The sequence below is a fragment of the Cedecea lapagei genome, assembly GCF_900635955.1.
GTDB classification, from domain to species: Bacteria; Pseudomonadota; Gammaproteobacteria; order Enterobacterales; family Enterobacteriaceae; genus Cedecea; species Cedecea lapagei.
This window is the reverse complement of sequence record NZ_LR134201.1, coordinates 1389178-1408822: the sequence shown is the minus strand read 5'-3', so window position 1 is coordinate 1408822 and position 19645 is coordinate 1389178. Positions and strand designations below refer to the sequence as shown.

The following is a 19645-nucleotide window of genomic DNA, read 5'->3' as shown; positions in this document are numbered from 1 at the left end:
CTGCTGTCAGTGGAAAGGTTTCAGGTCGACACGAGCCATCATGGCGGCCAGCTGTGTGCGATCGGTAATGCCTACGTTGCTCTGGCTGACGGCCAGGGCAGCCACGGCGGTAGCAAGGCGCAGCGTGTGTTCGCTGGACTCACGCATCAGCAGGCCATAAATCAGGCCGCCGACCATCGAGTCCCCTGCGCCAACGGTACTCACAACTTCACAAGCCGGTGGTTTAGCGATCCATTCCCCGGAGGCGTTAACCCACAGCGCACCTTCTGCACCGAGAGAAATCACCACATGGGCGATCCCCTGCTCGCGCAGAGCATGTGCCGCCTCAATCACGTCTTTCAGTTCAGGCAGTTTACGACCGGCCCAAATCTCCAGCTCGCGACGGTTAGGTTTTACCAGCCATGGCGCCGCTTTCAGGCCTGCAACCAGCGCTTCGCGGCTGCTGTCGAAGATGATGCACGGGCACTGGCTACGCAGGCGGGTCATCCAGTCGGTGAAGGCTTCGGGAGAAACCCCCGCCGGCAGGCTGCCGCTGACGCAAACCATGTCGAACTGGCCGAGCCAGCTCAGGGAGTCGGCAACAAAGCGTTCCCAGTCCCCACCGGTGACTTCAAAACCTGAGAAGTTCAGGTCGGTGACTTCGCCGTCTTTCTCAGTCAGCTTGACGTTGATACGGGTACGGCCCTGTACGACCTGAAAACGGTTGGCAATCCCCAGCTCGCTGAAGAGCTGCTGGAAGCCGTCCTGGTTATCTTTTCCCAGGAAACCGCCAACGGTGACGTCAATGCCAAGATCTTTAAGCACCTTAGCGACGTTGATGCCTTTCCCGGCAGCATGCAGGCCGGTGGTACGCACCAGGTTCACCTCACCGCGCTCGATTTCCGGGCAGAAGCCCACCAGGTCATAGGCCGGGTTCAGGGTGATTGTCGCAACACGTCTGGTCATTACGCACCCTCCCCAAGACCGGCAGCGATAGCTTCGCCAATCGCCTTCAGCGCCTGTTCAGCATCTTCACCCTGCGCGGTGAAGCGCAGGCGGTGGCCTTTTTTCACGCCCAGCGCAACGACTTTCATCAGGCTACGTCCATTTGCCGGTTTGCCGGTTCCATCAAGGTTTGTCACGGTAATTTCGCTATTGAATTGTTTTATGGTGTTGACCAGCGCCGTACCCGGACGGGCGTGCAGGCCGTGTTCGTTGCGCACGGTGAATTCGGCGCTCAGCGCCTCTTCTGCCGGTGCTTCATCGCTGGTCAGCAGCGTCAGCAGTGCAGGTGCATCTGCGCTCAGTAGTTTGTCGGCGCGGTTGCCAATCAGCATATCGCTCAGGCGGTTCAGCACCTGCAATGGCTGCTCATCGGCGACGGCAACGGTCATCAGTAAGTTCACCGGGTTACCGTCCGCTTCAAAGGCTGTTGACGGGCGGCTAACCGCGACGGCGCTGGCCAGGTTGCCTTCCGCGCTGTCGTTCAGCCAGATCCCCTGACCGAGGTACAGGGGATGACCGGCAATCACGTTGCTGACGAAAGCCGCATCGACCGCGCCTGCCTGCTTGAGGCGACCGGCATTCAGCGCCTGGAGCGTCATCAGATCGCTGGCGTCGACGTTTAGCGCCAGCAGGCTGTTATCCAGCAGCAGCGCGGTACTTTGCTTTTCACCCATCAGCAGCGCCCGTAGCTCTTCGGCGCTGGTGGCGGATTTCAGCTGTTCAGCCACCTCGTCGTCGCTCAGCACGTGGGTTAGCTGGCGCAGCAGGCCCAGATGCTCGTCCGAACTGGCGGCGATACCAATCGCCACCCAGACAGTCTGGCCTTCGCCCCACTCCACGCCCTGCGGAAACTGGAATACCTGAACGCCGGTTTTCAGCACCAGCCCACGCGTATCGGTGGTGCCGTGCGGGATGGCAATCCCGTTACCTAAATAGGTTGTCGTCTGCTGCTCGCGCGCCAGCATACCGTTGACATAGCCTTCGCCGACGTTGCCTGCCTGCACAAGGGCGGTGGCAACCTGGCGGATGGCCTCTTCTTTGTTCCCGGCAGACTCGCCAGGGTGAATATCCTGCACAGATAACTGGAACATAGATCTCCTCTCTCGCTGAATTGAAACGATTCAGCTCGCCTGAGAAAAAATGCGCCACCTCGAGCTACGTAATGCAAAAAGATGACGCTGAAACGTTTCAAGGAGTGTTGCGCTAATGCTGCATTTCACGCAACATTTCTCGCATTTCTGTTTGCGAAACTTAGAGCTTCAGCACATTTTCAGTTTAGCAGACGGGAGGTTCAGCGCCTGAAGAGCCTGTTAATGTTCTGCATCAGCAAACTTCAGCTATATGAAAGCAGCGTCAACCTTTTCCCTGCACCACGGATAATTTGTGCTGACCAACGCGCAGAGCCTGCGGGTAAATCTGTCTATTTGAAGGTAACGGGCGTACACTCCGCGCATTCTTTTCCCTGTCATCAAATAGCATGCAAAACGCCCCCGTTACCGCGGCCCGTAAGCCTCTGGATTTCACCTCAACCGCCTTTCTGATTGTGGCTTTTTTGACCGGCATCGCCGGCGCGCTACAGACTCCGACCCTGAGCCTGTTTTTGACTGATGAAGTCCACGTGCGCCCTGCTCTGGTCGGCTTTTTCTTCACCGGCAGCGCGATGATAGGTATTCTGGTCAGCCAGTTTTTAGCCGGACGTTCTGACCGCAAAGGCGACCGCAAGACGCTGATTTTCGCCTGCTGCCTCTTGGGCGCGCTGGGCTGCGTCCTGTTTGCCTGGAATCGTAACTACTTCATTTTGCTTTTTGTCGGGGTGTTTCTGAGCAGCTTCGGCTCCACGGCCAACCCGCAAATGTTTGCCCTGGCCCGCGAGCACGCCGACCACACCGGACGCGAAGCGGTGATGTTCAGCTCTATTCTGCGTGCGCAGGTGTCGCTTGCCTGGGTGATTGGGCCGCCGATTGCCTATGCGCTGGCGATGGGGTTCGGCTTCAAAGTGATGTACCTGAGTGCGGCCTTTGCCTTTGTCATTTGCGGAGCGATGGTCTGGCTCTTTTTACCGTCTATGCGTAAAGAGCCTGCGGTGAAAACGGCAGCAACGCTCGAGTCGCCTCGCCGCAACCGCCGGGATGCCCTGCTGCTGTTCGCGGCCTGCACCATGATGTGGGGCTGCAACAGCCTGTATATCATTAATATGCCGCTCTACATCATCAATGAACTCCATCTGCCGGAGAAGCTTGCCGGGGTGATGATGGGCACCGCTGCCGGGCTGGAAATTCCGACCATGTTGATTGCCGGCTACTACGCAAAACGCTTTGGTAAACGTTTCCTGATGCGCTTCGCCGTTGCGGCAGGCTTGCTGTTCTATCTCGGTATGGTGACGCTGACCAATGAATATATGCTGCTTGGCCTGCAGCTCCTGAACGCCATCTTTATCGGGATCCTTGCCGGTATCGGCATGATCTATTTTCAGGATTTGATGCCGGGACAGGCCGGGGCGGCAACCACGCTTTATACCAACACCACGCGCGTGGGCTGGATCATTGCCGGTTCGCTTGCCGGGGTAGTGGCCGAAATCTGGAACTATCACAGCGTTTTCTTCATCGCGCTGGGGATGATAGCGGTCAGTATTTACTGTATGGCCCGCATCAAAGATATTTAGGGCGCCGTTGCGGCCTCAAGGTGGATCAGGTAGGCCATTGCCTGCTGGCGCGAGGTGCCGCACATCTCCCTTGCAGGCTGGAGGCCGCCGCAAACTTTAGGCCGTAAAGGTGAGCCAAACAGCCTGCAGCGCAGATGCTCGTCAAGCTGAACGCAGGGCGTGTTGGCGGGTTTGCCCTCCGGCATACCGGGGATAGGCGTTGATATTGAAGGCGCGGTACAGCAGGCGCCGCAGTCAGGACGACACTCCATCGGCATTTCCACCAGCATCAAAAGGTGCGTGACAATAGCAGACCCAGTGCCTGCGTCAATCTAACAATTCATTTAACATCATTCCTTCTTCCAGGATACACTTGCGCCACAATGACTACGGTTCGGTAACGTTTTGTCCTGGCGCAAACGCTTTAACCCCACGGCCTGCTGGCTGGCGCTGCTTGCCGTTGCGATGCTGTTTATTGCACCGGTTATTTCAAAATCGCTGATGCACCATTCAGCCTGCGAACACAGCAGCATGATGATGGCAATGGACATGTCTGACATGGACCATCATATGCCCATGTCCGAGCCGTGCCCCCAGCCGTCAATGCTGCACAATATGCTGATGTCCGGTCCGGGTATGTCGCCCGGGGAACAGATCGCCTGCGGATATTGCCAGCTGCTGATCCACCTGCCTTTTATTCAGTTCTGCCTCACTGTTTTACTGCTGTTGCTGCTGATTTGCGTGCGCCGAACGCCGGTGCTGGCGCTGTGCTGCGCAACAGTTTCTCGTCCCTGGTCACCTCATCCGGCCCGCGCCCCGCCCTCTGCTGCCTTTTACTTCGCATAACACTCTAATAATTAACTGCGTAATGCTGACGGCAACGTTGAAGCGTTGTCTCGTGCTTGTTCTTTTCATAAAGAGCGACGACGTTACGCCTGAAGGACAGTAAGGCAATGATGAAAACGCATTTAAAGCCGCCGGTATCGCTGATACTGCTGGCTATCTCCTCCCCGGCGGCCATCGCAGCGGGCACGCATGACGCTATGGATATGCGGGACGATTCCGTCATGATCGTCACCTCTCCGGCGTCATCGCCGCTGGAGGTTGTGACCTCCCCTAAAACACCGCGTCAGCCCGTTCCGGCAAGCGACGGGTCTGATTATCTGAAGACGATTCCCGGCTTCTCACAAATCCGCAACGGCGGCACCAACGGCGACCCGGTATTTCGCGGCATGTTCGGCTCTCGCCTTCGTATTCTTACCAACAACGGTGAAATGCCGGGCGCCTGCCCGGCGAGAATGGATGCTCCGAGCTCTTACATTTCGCCAGAAAGCTTTGACCTGCTGACCCTAATTAAAGGGCCAGAAAGCGTGCTCTGGGGGCCGGGCAACTCGGCGGGAACCGTGCGCTTCGACAGGGAGCAGCCGCGCTTTGAGAAGGCAGGTATTCAGGGCACGGCAGGCTTGCTTACCGCCTCTAATCAACGCTGGGACAGCAACGCGGACGTTAGCCTCGGCAATGAAGACGGCTATCTTCGCCTGATCGGCAATAAATCCCGTTCAGGCGATTACGAAGACGGGAACGGCAATCGGGTAGCCTCAAAGTGGGATAAATGGAACGCCGACGTTGCCCTGGGCTGGACGCCCGACAAGGACACGCTGCTTGAGCTGACGGCTGGCAAAGGCAACGGCGAAGCCCGTTATGCCGGGCGCAGCATGGACGGTTCGCAGTTCAAGCGGGACAGCCTCGGCGCACGTTTTGAAGCATCGAACCCAGGCGAAGTATTTAATAAGTTCGAAACCAGCGTCTATTACAACTATGCCGACCACGTTATGGATAATTACTCGCTGCGATCGCCGGGAACAATGTCGGGCGGCCACATGGCCTCATCTATGGGCATGAATATGCCGATGGCGATGCAGCTCGATCGCCGCACGATTGGCGGACGCATGATGGGCACCTGGCTATGGTCAGATTACGAACTGCGCAGCGGCGTCGACGCCCAGCAAAGCACCCACCGCAGCAAGCGCGATGAGGGATGGAAGCAGGATGCTCGATTCCAGGACGCAGGGGTTTTTAGCGAATTGACCTGGAATGCGGACGCCAACAGTAAAGTTATCGGCGGCGCGCGCCTCGACCGCACCCGCGTTAATAATGATACGGACGTGGGTGCCAGCGTGCGCAGCAAAACATTACCGGCCGGTTTTGTGCGCTATGAGCAAACGCTGAGCGACCTCCCCGTGATGCTGTATGCCGGAGTAGGCTACACCGAGCGTTTCCCGGATTACTGGGAGCTGTTCTCGCCAACCTATGGACCCGATGGCTCTAAGAATGTCTTCGATAAACTGAAAACGGAAAAAACTACGCAGTTAGATATTGGCGCGCAGTACAGCGGTGAGCGCCTGAATAGCTGGGTTTCCGCCTACCTTGGGCGGGTTAATGATTTCATTCTGTTCCGCTATGCCCCTAATAACGCGCGCGTTAGCCAGGTCGATAACGTTGACGCCACCATTATGGGGGGCGAAATGGGCATGAGCTATGCGCTTACCGAAGCCTGGAAGGCGGATGCAAGCCTCGCTTATGCCTGGGGCCAAAACACCAGCGACCACCAGCCTCTGCCGCAAATGGCACCGCTTGAAACGCGCTTTGGCTTAACCTGGGAGCAAGGTGACTGGAGCAGTACCGGCCTGCTGCGCCTGGTCAGCAGCCAGCAGCGGGTTGCGCTGAATGAAGGCAACGTGGTCGGGAAAGACTTTGATAAAAGCGGCGGCTTTGCGATTTTCTCCGCCAACGCGGCCTATCGTCTCAGCAAGGCCATCAAGCTAAGCGCCGGCGTCGATAACCTGTTTAACAAAACCTACAGCGAGCACCTGAACCTGGCGGGCAACAGCAGCTTTGGCTATTCGTCCAACACCCCGGTGAATGAGCCAGGCCGAACGGTCTGGGGCAAAGTGAACGTCACATTCTGATAACCATGGCCCCTGCGTCAGGGGCCATGAAGCTTAACCACCCACCAGCCAGGAGGCTGATATGTTTGCAAAACTTCGTACACCCGAAGGTAAAAAATTCCTTATTGCGGTTGTGATTATCTTCACCATCGTGGTGTCACTGATTTCAAAAGTCACCTTTGAGGGCGTTGAAGAGCAGTACAACTGGCCGATGGAGCAATGGACGCTGGATATGTTTATCATGCAGGGGGCCTGGGTTGCCATCTACACGATCATGTTTACCCTTCTCTGCTCGCTGCCGTTTGCTTTCTATTTCTTAGCGCCTAAGGATGGCCGCGGCTAAGCCCATTTAGCCTTCAGCGTGCCGAAAAAGCAGAATGTTGTCGGCACGCCTGCCTTAAACCCCTTACTTTTATGCTTCTTTATCAAATCCACTTGCCTGAAACGCGCCTCACGAGTAGTTTGACGCAATATTTTCGCATCTCAATTTTTGACAGGAAACACCGATGGCAAGAGCTAACGAAATCAAAAAAGGCATGGTTCTCAACTACAACGGCAAACTGCTGATTGTTAAAGATATTGATATCCAGGCCCCCAGCGCACGCGGCGCAGCAACCCTGTACAAGATGCGTTTCTCAGATGTCCGCACCGGGCAGAAAGTGGAAGAGCGCTTCAAGGGTGACGATATCGTTGACACCATTACCCTGACCCGCCGCTTCGTTGATTTCTCCTATATCGACGGCAACGAATACGTCTTTATGGATAAAGAAGATTACACCCCGTACATCTTCACCAAAGACCAGATCGAAGAAGAGCTGCAGTTCATCCCTGAAGGCGGTATGCCGGATATGCAGGTTCTGACCTGGGATGGCCAGCTGCTGGCGCTGGAGCTGCCGCAAACCGTAGACCTGGAAATTATCGAAACCGCACCGGGCATCAAAGGCGCTTCTGCCAGCTCCCGCACCAAACCGGCGACCTTGTCCACCGGGCTGGTGATTCAGGTCCCGGAATACATGGTTGCCGGCGAGAAAATCCGCATTCATATTGCAGAAAAACGCTCAATGGGCCGCGCTGACTGATTGATGAAACGCTCCTCCGGGAGCGTTTTTTTTCTTCACCACCCGATAGTTATTATACCAATCAAACCTAAACCCTCTATTTCTGGAGCTAAATCACACAAAAACGATTAACTCTACGGACCAATTTCATTTCCTGTTATACAGCTTTACACTACGCAGGTTTCCCTTACCCAGGATGCCAACCTATGGACACGATTGCCACCGCTTCACTTCCGGATACCGTTCAACGGCCAAACTACGATCGCGGCGCGCTTAAAACGCGCATCGTGCATTTTGGCTTTGGCGCTTTTCACCGTGCGCATCAGGCCCTGCTCACTGACAGGGTTCTCAACAAGCTTGGCGGCGACTGGGGGATCTGCGAGATCAGCCTGTTTAACGGCGATAAGCTAATGCAGGATCTTCGCCGGCAGGATCATCTTTTTACGGTGCTGGAAAAAGGTGCGGCAGGAAATCAGGCTCTGGTGATTGGCGCCGTGAAAGAGTGCCTGAACGCGAAGCTGGACGGCATGGAGGCCATCATTGAGAAGTTTTGCGAGCCTCAGGTCGCTATCGTCTCCCTGACCGTCACCGAAAAAGGCTACTGCATCGATCCTGCCAGCGGAAAGCTTGATGCCACCAATGAACGAATCATTCATGACCTGGCCTCGCCTCAGCGGCCCCACTCGGTGCCGGGGATCCTTGTCGAAGCGCTAAGCCGCCGCCGCGAGCGCGGCTTAAATCCGTTTACGGTCTTATCCTGCGACAATATCCCCAATAACGGACACTTAGTCCGCCAGGCCGTGCAGGGCATGGCTGCCAAACGAAGCGCGGAGCTGGAAGCATGGATTGTCGAAAAGGTCACTTTCCCGAGCACCATGGTTGACCGCATTGTGCCGGCAGCTACGGAAGAGTCCCTGCAGGAGATAGCGGAAATTCTGGGCGTCAAAGATCCCTGCGCCATCGCCGCTGAGCCGTTTATCCAGTGGGTCATCGAGGATAACTTCGTTGCCGGACGCCCCGAATGGGAAAGCGCTGGCGTGGAAATGGTTGACGATGTCATGCCCTTTGAACAAATGAAGCTGCGTATGCTCAACGGCAGCCATTCGTTTCTTGCCTACCTGGGCTACCTGGGCGGTTACACCTATATTAATGATTGTATGGCGGACAAGCATTTTGTCCTTGCTGCCAGACACCTGATGCTACAGGAGCAGGCGGTGACGCTGAATATTCGCGGCGTCGACCTGAATCAGTACGCCACAAGTCTGCTGGCGCGCTTCGCTAATCCGGCGCTCAAGCACCGTACCTGGCAAATCGCCATGGACGGGAGCCAGAAGCTTCCTCAGCGCTGGCTGGAAAGCGTGCGCTGGCATCTGGAAAACGGCAGCAGCTGGCCCTGCCTTGCGCTCGGCATTGCTGGCTGGATGCGCTACGTCAGCGGCGTAGACGAGCAGGGGCACGCCGTTGATGTCCGCGATCCGCTGCTGGAGAAAATCCAGAGGCTGGTAAGCCGCAGCCAGGAAAATGAGCGCGTAGATGCCCTCCTTACACTGAGTGAAATTTTCGGCGATGAGCAGCCCAAAAACATCAAATTTGTCGAGAGCGTTCAGCATGCATGGCAGCAGCTTGCTCACTTTGGCGCACGCGAAGCGGTCAAAAACCTGCGTTTAAATTAACATTCAATGCGCTTAACGGGGCTTTACCCGGAGGCAAGGGCGTTAAGGCTTCTCTTTTAACCGGGTTGTCGTCAGGATAGTCAGCGTAAATAATTAACGCTGGCTTACTGATTGACGTGGTTTACAGGTAGTGAACCCCCCGGAGTTTCCGTGACAAAAACAAATCTAATCACCGGCTTCCTTGGCAGCGGCAAAACCACCACCATCCTGCATCTGCTGGCGAATAAACCTGCCGATGAAAAATGGGCGGTGCTGGTAAATGAGTTTGGCGAGGTCGGCATTGACGGCGCCCTGCTGGCGGACAGCGGAGCGCTGCTCAAAGAGATCCCCGGCGGCTGTATGTGCTGCGTTAACGGCCTGCCAATGCAGGTCGGCCTCAACACGCTACTTCGCCAGGGGAAACCGGATCGCCTGCTGATTGAGCCCACCGGCCTCGGTCACCCTAAGCAAATCCTCGATATGCTCAACGCGGAAGTTTATCAGCCGTGGATTGATCTGCGCGCGACGCTCTGCCTGCTGGATGCCCGCCAGTTGCTGAATGAAAAAGCCCTCAATAATGAGAACTTCCGCGACCAGCTTGCCGCGGCGGATATTATTGTGGCCAATAAACAGGATCGCGCCACGCCGGAAAGCCAGGCCGCCTTAGCGCAGTGGTACCAGGCTCAGGGAGACAGCCGGGAGCTGGTTCACGCTGAAAACGGCGCTATCGACCTCGGATTACTGGACAAACTCCGTCTGAATCAGCGCGAGCTGCCGGCCAGCGCCGGGCACCAGCATGCGCAGGCGGTGACTGCTGGCCTTGCTGCGCTAAGTCTTCCCGGACATCAGCGCTGGCGCCGCAGCGTCAACAGCGGGCAGGGTTATCACGCCTGTGGCTGGATTTTCGATGAGGAAACCGTGTTTGACACAATCGGCCTGCTGGAGTGGGCGCGCCTTGCTCCGGTTGAACGCGTCAAAGGCGTGCTGCGCATTCCAGAAGGGCTGGTCCGTATCAACCGCCAGGGCAATGACCTGCATATTGAAACACAATCCTCGCCGCCACCTGACAGCCGCATAGAGTTGATACACTCGGCTCTCCCTGACTGGAACGCTCTGCAATCCAGCCTGTTGAGCTTACGTTTAAGTTAATGCGTCTACCTTTTCGCCCCCGTAATGAGATTTAGAAACTGCATCATGACTAATCGCCTCCCTCTAATCCTGCTGCTGAACGCCCTGGGCCTTGCCCTGTTCTTTAGCTGGTATCTGCCCGTGAACCATGGATTTTGGTTCAACATTGACTCAGCGCTGTTCCATTTCTTTAATCAGGAACTGGTCAAGAGCCATGCCTTTTTAACGCTGATAGCCATCACCAATAACCGCGCTTTCGACGGCATTTCGCTGCTGGCCATGGGGGGACTCTTCTCCTGGTTCTGGCTGCGTGAGGACGGCGCCGGCCGCCGCCGCCTGGTGTTGATGGGTATTGTCATGCTGCTTTCTGCGGTCGTGATTAATCAGCTAGGTCACCTTATCCCGGTGGCGCACGCCAGCCCGACGCTGTTCTTCACCGATATCCATCGCGTCAGCGAGCTGCTGCACATCCCAACCAAAGATGCCTCCCGCGACAGTTTCCCTGGCGATCACGGCCTCATGTTGCTTATCTTCACCGGTTTTATGCTGCGCTATTTCGGCGTGCGTGCGTTTCTTATCGCGAGTGTGATCTTCTTTATCTTCTCTTCGCCAAGAATAATGATAGGCGCGCACTGGTTTACCGATGTCTACGTTGGCTCGCTTTCTATTGCCCTGGTGGGCCTGCCGTGGGTACTTTTAACCCCACTCAGTGACCGGTTAATTTCGCTACTGAACCGTACTCTGCCGGGTAAATATAGAGCTTCTCGCTGACGGCTAATAAGCCACGACGATGTTGAATAAGCAGGGCTCCCCCGGGGATCTGCTTATTTTTTCAACACCATGACGGTAAAATGAATATTTACCCACGCCAAATCCCCTTCCTTTTGAATGACCTGACGATAAAACCAGCGCTATCGTCGATCATTTGTTCGAAATAACCTTTCGCGACGAATCATCACAATTTCTTATAAAAATAAGAATAAAAACGCTCGCATAGCCTGGTTTGATCGGGTACTCTCGGAAAAGTTTGCGCTACAGCCCTAAAATTTGTGCCGTGAATAAAATTGTGCGGTAAGCCACATTTTTGTGCATGAATAATTGTTTCAGCGCTTTCAGGTTATTAGTCTCGTCACGTTGGTAATTTTGTATAACGAATTATTCGTTAAGGACTTCAAGGGAAAACAAACAACATGGTCAAATCTCAGCCTATTTTGAGATACATCCTGCGGGCTATCCCCGCAATTGCGGTAGCGGTTATGCTCTCCGCCTGTAGTTCGACTAACACAGCAAATATGCATTCTGAGACGCATGCAGTCGGTGAAAAAGATGGTTTTTTACTGCAAGCCTCTCAGGATGAATTCGAAGAGATGGTTCGTAATGTCGATGTTAAATCACGCATTATGGATCAATACGCGAGCTGGAAAGGTGTACGCTACCGTCTAGGCGGCAGCAGCAGAGCGGGTATCGATTGTTCTGCCTTTGTGCAGCGCACGTTCCAGGAACAGTTTGGCTTAACGCTGCCTCGTTCAACGTCAGAGCAGCAGGAGACCGGCAAATCCGTTTCGCGTAATAAATTACGCACCGGCGATTTGGTTCTGTTCCGTGCGGGGTCAACCGGGCGTCATGTTGGCATCTACATTGGCAATAACCAATTTGTACATGCCTCTACCAGCAGCGGCGTGGTGATTTCCAGCATGGATGAGCCCTACTGGAAGAAGCGCTACAACGAAGCGCGCCGGGTGCTCAGCCGCAGCTGATGCGGTAAAAGATACGTTTTGTTGAGGGTTATTCCCTTGGCTACTTAACAAAACCACCAACGTTAAAAACGCTGCCGACGCAGCGTTTTTTTTATGTCTTAAATTCAGAGGGTTACTTTTCCTGCAGGTAAAGTCACGGCGAATAGTTACCCGATGAAACAAAGTAAACAATTTCCGGGTTATGGGTTATAGTCAGAAAAAATAATAGAACAAACGATAATTCGCTTGCCCTTGTGGGACTCATACATCCATGTCTTATAAGAATATTTTTTCGCGCTACTTTAGCACGCCAAAACAGATAGTCGCATTCAGCCTGCTGATAGGGCTGTTCTTCGCAGTATTCGTGGGGGGGCTGACCAGCCTGGCGCTCCACTCTAAGCGTGAGTCCGCTTATAACCTCCTCGCTCGCGATATCAGCAGCTACCTGGGGACCTTTTTTAAAGAACTCCACGCCACCGCCGACGGTATTCAGCCCTTAACCATGAACGAATGTGAGAGGGTCAGCGGCGAGCTTACGTCCCGCGCCGCTTTTAATCCGAACGTACGCGCTTTTTTGCTGGTGCGTAACGGCATTGCCTACTGTTCTTCCGCCACCGGCAGCATGGAGCTGTCGATGGATGCGCTGGAACCCGAGCTGAATATCAATAAAACCATCGACCTGGCGATTATGAACGGCACGCCGATGATGCCGGGTAAGCCGGTCATTGCCGCCTGGTTTCTGAATCCTTTGTCTGCCGGCCGAGGCGTCTTTACCACCCTTAACGTCAACCTTACGCCCTACCTGGTCTTCACCTCACGACAGCAGGAGATCCGCTCCATGGCGCTGGTGGTGGGAAACAAAGCGCTAACCTCTTATTCTCCCGACGTCATTAACGTTGATGAACTTCCTCCCTCCCCCACGCGAATCTCCGTTCTCAGCGATTACCCGATTAAACTCTACATTTACGGCACTCCGTGGCCGGTGGAGGATATTCAGCTCGCGATCCTTGCCGGATTATTATCCGGCCTGCTGGGCACCGCGCTGTGCGGCTATTTCCTGTCGGTGAAGCTACGGGCCGGCAAAGAAATTCTTACCGGCATCAAGCGCGGACAGTTCTTTGTGGTTTACCAGCCGATTGTCGACTCACAGGCTCTGCAGATGCATGGGATAGAAGTGCTGATGCGCTGGGAGCATCCCACTGCTGGGATGATACCGCCGGATGCTTTTATCGGCTTTGCCGAAGCCCAGCAGCTGATTGTCCCCTTGACTCGCCATCTCTTCGAGCTGATAGCCAAAGATGCGCCTGCGCTGCAAAAGGTTCTGCCTGCGGGTGCAAAGCTGGGCGTTAACCTTGCCCCTAGCCACCTTCACTCTCCGACTTTTAAGCAAGATATTCAGGCTTTTGCCGCTTCCCTGCCGCCGCACCATTTCCAGCTGGTTTTCGAGATAACGGAGCGCGACATGCTGAAAGAAAAAGAGGCAATGGGCATTTTCGCCTGGCTGCATGAGCAAGGGTTTGAAATTGCGGTTGATGACTTCGGCACCGGCCACAGCGCGCTGATTTACCTGGAGCGGTTTACGCTGGATTACCTGAAGATTGACCGCGGCTTCGTCAACTCCATCGGTATGGAGACGGTAACGGCGCCGGTGCTCGACGCCGTTCTGACGCTTGCCCAACGCCTGAATATGAATACGGTGGCGGAGGGCGTAGAGACGCCGGAGCAGGCGAAATGGCTTATCGAGCGCGGCTGTAACTTCCTGCAGGGGTATTACTTTAGTCGTCCGCTTACGCTAAGCCAGCTGATCAGCTGGAATCCTTCCCACACGCTTTATGACGAATTGAAAGACTGACAGACATTGCACTATCTTCGCTGGCTAACTTATGATTAACCATCATGGGCTTACCGGGCGCAGGAACGCTACGCCCGCACTCACCCATCCACCGGGCAAGGAATAAAGATGACAAAAGCTGTACGTGCACTGATGCTGCTTTGCCTGATCACGTTTTCCCTGATGCCGCGCGCCGCAGAGATAAATGAAAGCTATTCCTTTGCCGTGCTGGGTGAACCAAAGTACGCCGTCAACTTCACGCAGTTTGATTACGTCAATCCAGCCGCTCCCAAGGGCGGTAATATTACCCTTTCTGCCATTGGCACCTTTGATAACTTCAACCGTTATGCCATGCGGGGCAACCCCGGCGTACGCACCGATACGCTTTACGACACGCTGTTCACCACTTCAGACGACGAGCCCGGTAGCTATTACCCGCTGATTGCCGAGATGGCTCGCTACCCGTCCAATTTTGCCTGGGCCGAAGTGTCAATCAACCCCCGCGCTCGTTATCAGGACGGTAGCCCGATTACCGCGCAGGACGTCGCCTTCACCTTCAATAAGTTTATGACCGAAGGCGTGCCGCAGTTCCGGCTGATATACAAAGGTGCGACGGTGCGGGCCATTGCTCCGCTCACCGTGCGTATCGAGCTTGCCACGCCGAGCAAAGACAGAATGCTGGGGTTATTCTCGCTGCCGGTCTTCCCGGAAAAGTTCTGGAAAGATCACAAGCTGAGCGATCCGCTCTCCTCTCCACCGCTTTCCAGCGGGCCGTATAAAATCACCGACTGGAAAATGGGACAATACATCACTTATTCGAGAGTTCGCGACTACTGGGCGGCAAATCTGCCCGTTAACCGTGGACGGTGGAATTTTAATACCATCCGCTATGACTATTACCTTGACGATGACGTTGCCTTTGAGGCCTTCAAGGCCGGAGCTTTTGATTTCCGCAGCGAAGTGTCAGCCAAAAACTGGGCCACTCGCTACACCGGTAAAAACTTCAGCAACCATTACATCGTTAAAGATGAACAGAAAAACGAATCGGCGCAGGACGCCCGCTGGCTGGCGTTTAACATCCAGCGCCCCATCTTCTCAGACCGTCGGATAAGGGAAGCCATCGGCCTGGCCTTTGATTTTGAATGGATGAACAAGGCGCTGTTTTACGGCGCCTACAGCCGGGCAAACAGCTACTTCCAGAATACGGAATACGCGGCTCGCGGCTATCCTGATGCCGACGAGCTGATGCTGCTGGCGCCGATGAAAAAAGATCTCCCGCCGGAGGTCTTCACCTCTATCTACAACCCGCCTAAATCGGACGGCAGAGGGTTTGATCGGGAAAACCTGCTCAAGGCGCTCAGCCTGCTGAAAGAGGCGGGCTGGGAGTTAAAAGACCAGAAACTGGTGAATGTCACCACCGGCAAGCCGTTTGTGTTTGAACTGCTGGTCGGCACGGCTGGCAATACGCAATGGATCCTCCCCTTCCAGCGCAATTTGCAGCGCCTGGGCATCACCATGAACATTCGTCAGGTTGATAACTCTCAACTCTCCAGCCGCCTGCGCAGCCGCGATTACGACATGATGCCGCGCGTCTATAGCGCAATGCCTTACCCGAGCCCGGATCTGCAAATCATCTGGGCGTCGGAGTACATCAATTCGAGCTATAACGCCCCCGGCGTGCAAAGCCCGGTTATCGACAAGCTTATCGGGATGATCATTGCCAGCCAGGGCGATAAGAAAAAACTGCTGCCCCTTGGCCGCGCGCTTGACCGCGTACTGACCTGGAACAACTATATGCTGCCGATGTGGTATATGTCGGCCGACCGTCTGGCCTGGTGGAATAAATTCTCTCGTCCGGCCATCCACCCGATTTACAATCTCGGCTTCGATAACTGGTGGTATGACGTTAACAAAGCGGCGAAGCTGCCCGCCGACCGACGCCAGGGGGAATAACGTGGGCGCTTATATCCTGCGGCGTTTGCTGCTTATCATTCCCACGCTGTGGGCAATCATCACCATCAACTTTTTCATCGTGCAAATTGCCCCCGGTGGGCCGGTGGACCAGGCGATTGCCGCGATACAAATGGGCCACAGCAGCGGGATGCCCGGCATGAATAACGATGCCATGGGCAGTGGCCATGCCCGAACCGGCGTAGGCGATGCCACAAGCAGCCAGTACCGTGGCGCACGAGGGCTCGATCTGGAAGTTATCGCGGACATTGTGCACCGCTACGGGTTCGACAAGCCGCTGCACGAGCGCTATTTCTCTATGCTTGGCGACTATTTACGCTTTGACTTCGGCAATAGCCTGTTCCGTAGCTCGTCGGTCATTAAGCTGATCAAAGAAAGCCTCCCGGTCTCCATTTCAATCGGGCTGTGGAGCACGCTGATTATCTATCTGGTGTCGATTCCGCTGGGGATCCGCAAGGCGGTGAGCAACGGCAGCAGCTTTGATATCTGGAGCAGCATTTTTATTATCATCGGCTACGCCATTCCGGCGTTTTTGTTTGCCATCCTGCTGATTGTGCTGTTTGCCGGCGGCACATGGCTCGACTGGTTCCCTCTACGGGGGCTGACGTCGGCCAATTTTGACGCCCTGCCCTGGTACAGCAAAATCACTGATTACCTCTGGCACATCACCCTGCCGGTACTGGCAACGGTTATCGGCGGTTTTGCCACCTTGACGATGCTGACGAAAAACTCATTCCTCGATGAGATCCGCAAGCAGTATGTGGTGACCGCCCGGGCCAAAGGGCTGGATGAGAAAAAAATCCTCTATCGCCACGTCTTCCGCAACGCCATGCTGCTGGTGATTGCCGGTTTTCCGGCGACGTTTATCAGCATGTTCTTCACCGGCTCACTGCTTATTGAGGTGATGTTCTCCCTTAACGGGCTCGGCCTTCTGGGTTATGAAGCGACGATTTCGCGCGACTATCCGGTGATCTTCGGCACGCTTTATATTTTCAGTCTGATTGGCCTGCTGACCAACATCATCAGCGATGTCACCTATACGCTGGTCGATCCCCGCATTGATTTTGAGGGACGATAATGAGCCGATTAAGTCCGGTAAACCAGGCGCGCTGGGCGCGCTTTCGCCAGAACCGTCGCGGCTACTGGTCGCTGTGGATCTTTGCGCTGATTTTTGTTTTGAGCATGGGGGCAGAGCTGGTCGCCAACGAGCGCCCGCTGATGGTGAGTTACGAAGGTAAGCTCTGGTTCCCGTCGCTGAAAAACTACAGTGAAAGCGACTTTGGCGGCCCGCTTTCAACCCCCGCGGACTACCAGGATCCCTGGCTGACGGAGCGCCTCAATGAAAAAGGCTGGATCCTCTGGGCACCGATACGCTTTAGCAGCAACACCATCAACTACGCCAGCAATGTGCCCTTCCCTTCGCCGCCAGACGCGCAAAACTGGCTCGGAACAGATGCCAACGGCAGTGACGTACTGGCGCGGATCCTCTACGGCACTCGTATCTCCATCCTCTTCGGCCTAATGCTGACCTTTTTCTCCAGCATCATTGGCGTTCTGGCCGGTGCGGTGCAGGGCTATTACGGCGGACGCATCGACCTGTGGGGGCAACGATTTATTGAAGTCTGGTCCGGCATGCCGACGCTGTTTTTGATCATCATGCTTTCGAGCGTGGTACAGCCCAATTTCTGGTGGCTGCTGGGCATTACCGTGTTGTTTGGCTGGATGAGTCTGGTGGGCGTTGTGCGTGCCGAGTTTTTGCGTACCCGCAACTTCGACTATATTCGCGCGGCACGAGCTCTGGGCGTCAGCGACTGGTCTATCATGACCCGCCACATGTTGCCCAACGCCATGGTGGCTACTCTGACCTTCCTGCCCTTTATTCTGTGCGCATCGATAACGACCCTGACCTCGCTCGATTTTCTAGGCTTTGGTCTGCCGCTGGGCTCTCCATCGCTCGGTGAGCTGGTATTGCAGGGGAAAAATAATCTGCAGGCGCCGTGGCTGGGCATTTCCGCCTTTTTATCGCTGGCAATCCTGCTCTCCCTGTTAATTTTTATTGGCGAAGCGGTTCGTGACGCCTTCGATCCCTCTAAGGCGCGCTGACCATGACGACTCCACTACTCGCCATCAACCATCTTTCGATTGCTTTCCAGCAGGGCAACGCTCTGCGCCAGGTTGTGGATTCGGTTTCTCTTCAGGTTGAAGCCGGTGAGACGCTGGCGCTGGTCGGCGAGTCCGGCTCGGGCAAGAGCGTTACGGCACTCTCCGTGCTGCGTTTGCTGCCGTCGCCGCCCGTGGTTTATCCCTCCGGAGAGATTTTATTTCACGGCACGGACCTGCTGAACGCGCCGGAAAAAAACCTGCGCGGCGTGCGCGGCAACAAAATTGCGATGATTTTTCAGGAGCCGATGGTGTCGTTGAATCCGCTGCACACCCTCGAAAAACAGCTCTATGAAGTGCTCTCTCTGCACCGGGGAATGCGGCCGGAAGCGGCGAGAGCGGAGATCCTTACCTGTCTCGACCGCGTGGGGATCCGCAGCCCCGCCTCCCGGCTTCACGACTACCCTCACCTGCTGTCTGGCGGAGAACGCCAGCGCGTGATGATTGCCATGGCGCTGCTGACGCGCCCTGAATTGCTGATTGCCGATGAGCCAACAACCGCGCTGGACGTTTCCGTTCAGGCGCAGATCCTGCAGCTGCTGCAAGAGCTGAAGCAGGAGCTGAACATGGGGCTGCTGTTTATCACGCATAACCTGAGCATTGTGAAAAAGCTGGCTGACAACGTGGCGGTGATGCGTAACGGTCAGTGCGTTGAGCAGCAGCCTGCCGCAAGGCTATTCAGCCATCCGCAGCATCCCTATACCCGGCAGCTGCTGGCAGCAGAACCTTCCGGAGGGCCAGTACCGCTTGAAACGGACGCGGCTCCTCTGCTCAGGGTTGAAGATTTACAGGTCGCTTTCCCCATCCGTCGTGGCCTACTAAAAAGAACGGTCGGCCACCATTACGGTCTTAAAAAGCTGAGCTTCGAGCTGCTGCCCGGCGAAAGCCTTGGGCTGGTTGGAGAGTCTGGATCCGGCAAAAGTACGACCGGTCTTGCCCTGCTGCGATTAATTCACTCCACGGGCGCTATCTGGTTTGATGGCCAGCCGCTGCATCAGCTCAAACGCAAACAGCTGCTGCCGCTGCGCCGCCGCGTGCAGGTGGTCTTCCAGGATCCCAACTCCTCTCTCAACCCACGCCTCGACGTGCTGCAAATCGTTGAGGAAGGCCTGCGGGTGCATCACCCGTCGTTGAGCGCCGCAGAACGTAAAGCTAAAGTCATTCAGGCCCTGGAGGAAGTGGGGCTGCAGGCAGATATGCTGCACCGCTATCCGGCTGAGTTTTCCGGCGGCCAGCGTCAGCGTATCGCCATCGCCAGAGCTTTGATTTTGCAGCCGCAGCTTATCGTGCTGGATGAGCCGACCTCCTCGCTTGACCGCTCGGTGCAGGCGCAAATTCTGGCGCTGCTAAAATCGCTGCAGGAAAAGCACCGGCTGGCGTATATCTTCATCAGCCATGATTTACAGGTGGTAAAAGCGCTTTGCCACCAGATGGTGGTACTGCGTCAGGGGGAGGTTGTCGAGCAGGGAGATTGCAGGCAGATTTTTAGCGCACCACAAAGCGACTACACGCGTCAGCTTCTGGCACTCGCCTGAG

The 19645-nt window shown here is 55.5% G+C and carries 17 protein-coding genes; 14 read left to right on the top strand and 3 right to left on the bottom strand.

Annotated elements, in window-relative coordinates:
- Window positions 1-6: 6 nt before the first annotated feature.
- Both fruK and fruB read right to left on the bottom strand, forming a co-directional pair.
- A complete protein-coding gene (gene fruK / locus EL098_RS06880; protein ID WP_126355559.1) occupies window positions 7-945 on the bottom strand; it encodes a 1-phosphofructokinase in 939 nt (312 codons plus the stop codon).
- A complete protein-coding gene (fruB, locus tag EL098_RS06875; protein ID WP_126355558.1) occupies window positions 945-2075 on the bottom strand; it encodes a fused PTS fructose transporter subunit IIA/HPr protein in 1131 nt (376 codons plus the stop codon). The genes fruK and fruB overlap by 1 nt, the downstream gene beginning before the upstream one ends.
- Before the next feature lie 386 nt (window positions 2076-2461).
- Here fruB and setB point away from each other — a divergent pair, with 386 nt between their 5' ends.
- The gene (gene setB / locus EL098_RS06870; RefSeq protein ID WP_126355557.1) at window positions 2462-3646 is read left to right on the top strand and encodes a sugar efflux transporter SetB; all 1185 of its coding nucleotides are present in this window, start codon (window positions 2462-2464) and stop codon (window positions 3644-3646) included.
- Here the strand turns inward: setB and EL098_RS06865 are convergent.
- Entirely contained in the window at window positions 3643-3897 is a 255-nt protein-coding gene (locus tag EL098_RS06865) for a YkgJ family cysteine cluster protein (protein WP_126355556.1), read from the bottom strand. The two genes, setB and EL098_RS06865, sit on opposite strands and share 4 nt — an antisense overlap.
- Window positions 3898-4030: 133 nt before the next feature.
- Here EL098_RS06865 and EL098_RS06860 point away from each other — a divergent pair, with 133 nt between their 5' ends.
- The 13 genes from EL098_RS06860 to yejF all read left to right on the top strand — a co-directional run bounded on the left by EL098_RS06860 (window position 4031) and on the right by yejF (window position 19644).
- The gene (locus tag EL098_RS06860; protein WP_126355555.1) at window positions 4031-4471 is read left to right on the top strand and encodes a DUF2946 domain-containing protein; all 441 of its coding nucleotides are present in this window, start codon (window positions 4031-4033) and stop codon (window positions 4469-4471) included.
- A gap of 110 nt (window positions 4472-4581) precedes the next feature.
- Window positions 4582-6594, top strand: coding sequence for a TonB-dependent copper receptor (locus EL098_RS06855; protein WP_126358370.1), 2013 nt, complete (start codon window positions 4582-4584; stop codon window positions 6592-6594).
- Window positions 6595-6655: 61 nt separating this feature from the next.
- The gene (locus EL098_RS06850) at window positions 6656-6916 is read left to right on the top strand and encodes a DUF2534 family protein (RefSeq protein WP_126355554.1); all 261 of its coding nucleotides are present in this window, start codon (window positions 6656-6658) and stop codon (window positions 6914-6916) included.
- A gap of 163 nt (window positions 6917-7079) precedes the next feature.
- On the top strand, window positions 7080-7652 hold the full coding sequence (gene yeiP, locus EL098_RS06845; protein WP_008459912.1) for an elongation factor P-like protein YeiP: 573 nt from the start codon (window positions 7080-7082) through the stop codon (window positions 7650-7652).
- A 185-nt stretch (window positions 7653-7837) separates the two neighbouring features.
- Complete coding sequence (locus EL098_RS06840) at window positions 7838-9304, top strand: mannitol dehydrogenase family protein (protein ID WP_126355553.1); 1467 nt, start codon at window positions 7838-7840, stop codon at window positions 9302-9304.
- 150 nt (window positions 9305-9454) lie between these two features.
- A complete protein-coding gene (locus EL098_RS06835) occupies window positions 9455-10432 on the top strand; it encodes a CobW family GTP-binding protein (RefSeq protein ID WP_126355552.1) in 978 nt (325 codons plus the stop codon).
- Window positions 10433-10477: 45 nt separating this feature from the next.
- Entirely contained in the window at window positions 10478-11182 is a 705-nt protein-coding gene (locus tag EL098_RS06830; RefSeq protein WP_126355551.1) for a phosphatase PAP2 family protein, read from the top strand.
- 419 nt (window positions 11183-11601) lie between these two features.
- Window positions 11602-12168, top strand: coding sequence for a bifunctional murein DD-endopeptidase/murein LD-carboxypeptidase (mepS, locus tag EL098_RS06825; RefSeq protein WP_126355550.1), 567 nt, complete (start codon window positions 11602-11604; stop codon window positions 12166-12168).
- A gap of 250 nt (window positions 12169-12418) precedes the next feature.
- Window positions 12419-13999 carry a cyclic di-GMP phosphodiesterase gene (locus EL098_RS06820; protein WP_126355549.1) on the top strand — a complete coding sequence of 527 codons (1581 nt, stop codon included), beginning with the start codon at window positions 12419-12421 and terminating at the stop codon, window positions 13997-13999.
- Between the two features lie 132 nt (window positions 14000-14131).
- Window positions 14132-15931 (top strand): extracellular solute-binding protein, encoded by a 1800-nt coding sequence (locus EL098_RS06815; RefSeq protein WP_126358369.1) that lies wholly within the window; start codon window positions 14132-14134, stop codon window positions 15929-15931.
- Between the two features lies 1 nt (window position 15932).
- Complete coding sequence (locus EL098_RS06810) at window positions 15933-17027, top strand: microcin C ABC transporter permease YejB (protein ID WP_126358368.1); 1095 nt, start codon at window positions 15933-15935, stop codon at window positions 17025-17027.
- Complete coding sequence (locus EL098_RS06805) at window positions 17027-18052, top strand: microcin C ABC transporter permease (protein WP_126355548.1); 1026 nt, start codon at window positions 17027-17029, stop codon at window positions 18050-18052. The genes EL098_RS06810 and EL098_RS06805 overlap by 1 nt, the downstream gene beginning before the upstream one ends.
- A gap of 2 nt (window positions 18053-18054) precedes the next feature.
- Window positions 18055-19644: a microcin C ABC transporter ATP-binding protein YejF gene (yejF, locus tag EL098_RS06800; protein WP_126355547.1), complete on the top strand. Its 1590-nt coding sequence runs from the start codon at window positions 18055-18057 to the stop codon at window positions 19642-19644.
- The last annotated feature ends 1 nt before the right edge of the window (window position 19645 follow it).